The 3,585-nt window shown below is 72.2% G+C and carries 4 protein-coding genes and 1 pseudogene; 1 reads left to right on the top strand and 4 read right to left on the bottom strand.

Annotation, left to right across the window (positions count from 1 at the left end; translation table 11 throughout):
• Positions 1-102: 102 nt before the first annotated feature.
• From G3I65_RS10515 to G3I65_RS10505, 3 genes are all read right to left on the bottom strand, one after another.
• Positions 103-324 carry a Trm112 family protein gene (locus tag G3I65_RS10515; protein ID WP_086865627.1) on the bottom strand — a complete coding sequence of 74 codons (222 nt, stop codon included), beginning with the start codon at positions 322-324 and terminating at the stop codon, positions 103-105.
• 90 nt (positions 325-414) lie between these two features.
• Complete coding sequence (locus tag G3I65_RS10510) at positions 415-1,770, bottom strand: phosphomannomutase/phosphoglucomutase (RefSeq protein WP_160695928.1); 1,356 nt, start codon at positions 1,768-1,770, stop codon at positions 415-417.
• Between the two features lie 80 nt (positions 1,771-1,850).
• On the bottom strand, positions 1,851-2,204 hold the full coding sequence (locus G3I65_RS10505; RefSeq protein WP_125312683.1) for a DUF3499 domain-containing protein: 354 nt from the start codon (positions 2,202-2,204) through the stop codon (positions 1,851-1,853).
• 79 nt (positions 2,205-2,283) lie between these two features.
• Between G3I65_RS10505 and G3I65_RS10500 the strand changes: the two genes are divergently transcribed.
• On the top strand, positions 2,284-2,748 hold the full coding sequence (locus G3I65_RS10500) for a metallopeptidase family protein (protein WP_086865629.1): 465 nt from the start codon (positions 2,284-2,286) through the stop codon (positions 2,746-2,748).
• Between the two features lie 338 nt (positions 2,749-3,086).
• Here G3I65_RS10500 and G3I65_RS10495 read toward each other — a convergent pair.
• A pseudogene (locus G3I65_RS10495) lies at positions 3,087-3,585 on the bottom strand (glycosyl transferase); the annotation flags it as partial.

Raw genomic sequence — 3,585 nt, 5'->3', positions numbered from 1 at the left:
TCGGCGGTCGCCCGCACCTGGGCGCCGGCCATCGCGGCGGCCCGCAGCAGCCCCGCGCTGTCGGCCTCGGCCAGCCGCGCCGGGTCGTCGAGCAGGGTGTCGTCAAGCACTGTCGGCATCGGAAGTTCCGTTGGTGCCGGGCTGCGTCGCCTCGTCGAGGAGCAGCACCGGGATCCCGTCACGCACCGGGTAAACCCGGCCGCACTCGGTGCACGTCAGCGCGTCGGCCTCGGGGTCGTCCGGTGCGCCGGGGCGCAACGGGGCGTGATCCGGCGACGGGCACGCCAAGATCTCGAGGAGCTGGGCGTCGAGCGTGATGGCCATGGTTCCTCCATACCACGCGGGGGACTGTGGTGAAGAGCACTTCAGGACACAGTTCGGCCCCTACGCGCCCTTCTTAGGGGTGGGGTGGGGTCAGCTGCGGATGATCGCGAGCACTTCGTCCACCAGGCCCTGCACGGCCTCGGCGTTCGCGGCCTCGACGTTCAGGCGGAGCAGCGGTTCGGTGTTCGACGGGCGCAGGTTGAACCAGGCGCCGCCCGGCAGCTGCACGGTGAGGCCGTCCAGCTCGTCGATCTCGACGCCGGAGCGGGTGCCGAAGGTGTCCTTGACCGCCATCATCTTCGCGACCTGGTCGTCGACCGTGGAGTTGATCTCACCCGAAGCGGCGTAGCGCGAGTACGCGCTGGTCAGCTCGCTCAGCGGGCCGCTCTGCTCGCCGAGCGCGGCGAGGACGTGCAGCGCCGCCAGCATGCCGGTGTCGGCGCGCCAGAAGTCGCGGAAGTAGTAGTGCGCCGAGTGCTCGCCGCCGAAGATGGCGCCGGTCTTGGCCATCTCGGCCTTGATGAACGAGTGGCCGACGCGGGTGCGGACCGGCTTGCCGCCGTGCTCGGCGACGATCTCCGGCACGCCCTTGGACGTGATCAGGTTGTGGATGATCGTGCCGCCCGGGTCCTTGGCCAGCTCGCGGACGGCGACCAGCGCGGTGATCGCGCTCGGCGAAACCGGCTCGCCGCGCTCGTCGACGATGAAGCAGCGGTCCGCGTCGCCGTCGAAGGCGACCCCGGCGTCGGCGCCGACCTCGCGCACCTTCGCCTGCAGGTCGACGATGTTCTTCGGGTCGAGCGGGTTGGCTTCGTGGTTCGGGAAGGTGCCGTCGAGCTCGAAGTACATCGGGACCATGTCGATGGGCAGCCCGGCGAAGACGGTCGGGACGGTGTGCCCGCCCATGCCGTTGCCGGCGTCGACGACGATCTTCAGCGGCCGGCTGCCGGACAGGTCGACCAGGTTGCGCAGGTAGGCGGCGTAGTCGGCGAGGACGTCCCGCTCGGTCACCGAACCGCGCTGGCCCTCGAAGCCGGGGACGCCCTGCTCGACGGTGTCGCGGATCTCGGCGAGGCCGGTGTCCTGGCCGACCGGGGACGCGCCGGCGCGGCACAGCTTGATGCCGTTGTACTTGGCCGGGTTGTGGCTGGCGGTGAACATCGCGCCCGGCAGGTTCAGCGAGCCCGACGCGAAGTAGAGCTGGTCGGTGCTGGCCAGGCCGATGCTGACGACGTCGAGGCCCTGCGAGGTGACGCCATCGGCGAAGGCCGCGGACAGCCGCGGCGAGGAGTCGCGCATGTCGTGGCCGATCACCACCGACGGCGCCTCTGGCTTGATGAGCAGGGCGAACGCGGCGCCGAAGTCGCGAACGAGGTCCGCGTCGAGCTGCTCGCCGACCACGCCGCGAATGTCGTAGGCCTTCACGATGCCCGAAAGGTCTGGCACGCCGTCTCCCCGCGATTAGTCGTCCTGGCGCCCGCTGCGCCGCGCGGAAAGCCTACCGGCGGTGGTCGTGGGTTACGCGCTCAGGCGCGACCGGGGAGCACGCGCAGGTGACCGCGGCGCCCGGAGGGGCCATCCGGCTCGGGCGCGGGCGCGGGTTTGTCGGAGCGGCCGGCCTCGCGCACGGCCTCGGCCAGCGCCGTCAGCTCGTCGGCCGACGGGTCCGGCGCGGCGAACGCGCCTTCGTGCCGGACGACTTCCCAGCCCTTCGGGACGGTCAGCCGCAGCGCGTGGGCTTCGCAGAGGTCATAGGAGTGCGGCTCGGAGGCGGTGGCCAGCGGGCCGACGACGGCGGTGGAGTCGCTGTAGGCATACGTCAGCGTGGCCACAGCCGGCTCTAGACAGCCGGTACGCGAACACTTCCGTACGTTCCGCACGATCCGAAACGATAGCGTGTCGCCGCAAGGTAGGAGGAGCGACACGCGCTGGGACGTGCCGACCGCATAGACTTCCGGAGTGGCGACGGCTCGTGACTACCGACAGCGGCGGCGCCTGCGACGGGACCGGCACGGCCGGGGCCTGCGCGGGACGCTGTACCCGGCGACCCTGCCCGCCGCCGCGAGCCGCGCGGAGCGGTTCGACGCGCTGGTGCTCGACGCGCTCGAACCCATCGAGGCCCGCTGGCGCCACGAGCTGACGAAGCTCGACGTGGCGGTGGACGACGTCCCGGAAATCCGCGAGAACGGCCACTCCCCGGCGGACGGTGTGCTGCACGACGGCGCGGTGCCGCTGTCCCGCCTGGTCCCGGCGGGTGTGGACCGGACGGGCATGCCGACGCGCGCCCGGATCGTGCTGTACCGGCGGCCGTTGGAGGCGCGGGCGAAGGACCCGTCGGAGCTGGCCGAGCTGGTGCACGACGTGCTGGTGGAGCAGGTGGCGGGGTATCTGGGCGTGGAGCCGGACGTCATCGAAGGCGAGTAGCGCGCGAGGATCCTTTGCGTCGCTGTGGGGTGGCACGAACGGTCCAGTCGCGCGCTTTGCGACCGGCACGAACGGACCACTCGCGTCCGCCGCACCGTTGCGAACGGACCACTCGCACGGCCCCGCTGGCGCGAACGGACCACTCGCGCCTCCCGGACGGCACCAATGGCCACTCGCGGCTTCCCGGCTGGCGCGATCGGCCACCGGCGCCCGCCCGTTGCGAACGGTCCGCTCGCGCCCTTCGCGACTGGCACGAGCGGCCCACTCGCGCCGCCGAACGTAGTGAATGACTCATTCATGTCGTCCGACGACATGAATGAGTCATTCACGTCATCGGGTCAGGAGCGACGCCGCGCCGGCACCGCCGTCAGCACCGTGAACAGGACCGCCGCGAGCTGGGCCAGCAGGAGCAGGTTCCGCTCCGTCCCGGGGTGCTCCACCGTCACCTCCGACGACGCCGGCGGCACCGACACCGCCACCTGGTGCCCCCACGCCGGCACGATCGGCACGCTCTTGCCGCCCACCGAAGCCTTCCAGCCCGCTTCCTGCTCCGCCGCCAGCACCAGCAGGCGGCCGGTCGGACCCTCCGACACCCGGACACGCACGTCCGGAAGGCCCGCCTGCACCGGCGCCACGCCCGGCGCCAGGCCCGGCGCACCGCCGCCGGTGACCGCCGCCTTCGCCTGCTCAGGCGAGATCAAGATCACCTGCCCCGCCGGGGCCAGCAGGCGGAGCACACCGCGCCCGTCCGACGTCGGGGCGGCCACCGACACCAGGTCCTTCGCCAGCGGCGGGTACGCCCGCGGGTCCGCGCCCGGCGGCAGCACCACGTACTCC

Source organism: Amycolatopsis sp. SID8362 (assembly GCF_010550475.1).
GTDB classification, from domain to species: Bacteria; Actinomycetota; Actinomycetes; order Mycobacteriales; family Pseudonocardiaceae; genus Amycolatopsis; species Amycolatopsis eburnea.
Note: the sequence above shows the minus strand (reverse complement) of the source record. Positions and strands in the feature narration are given on the sequence as shown.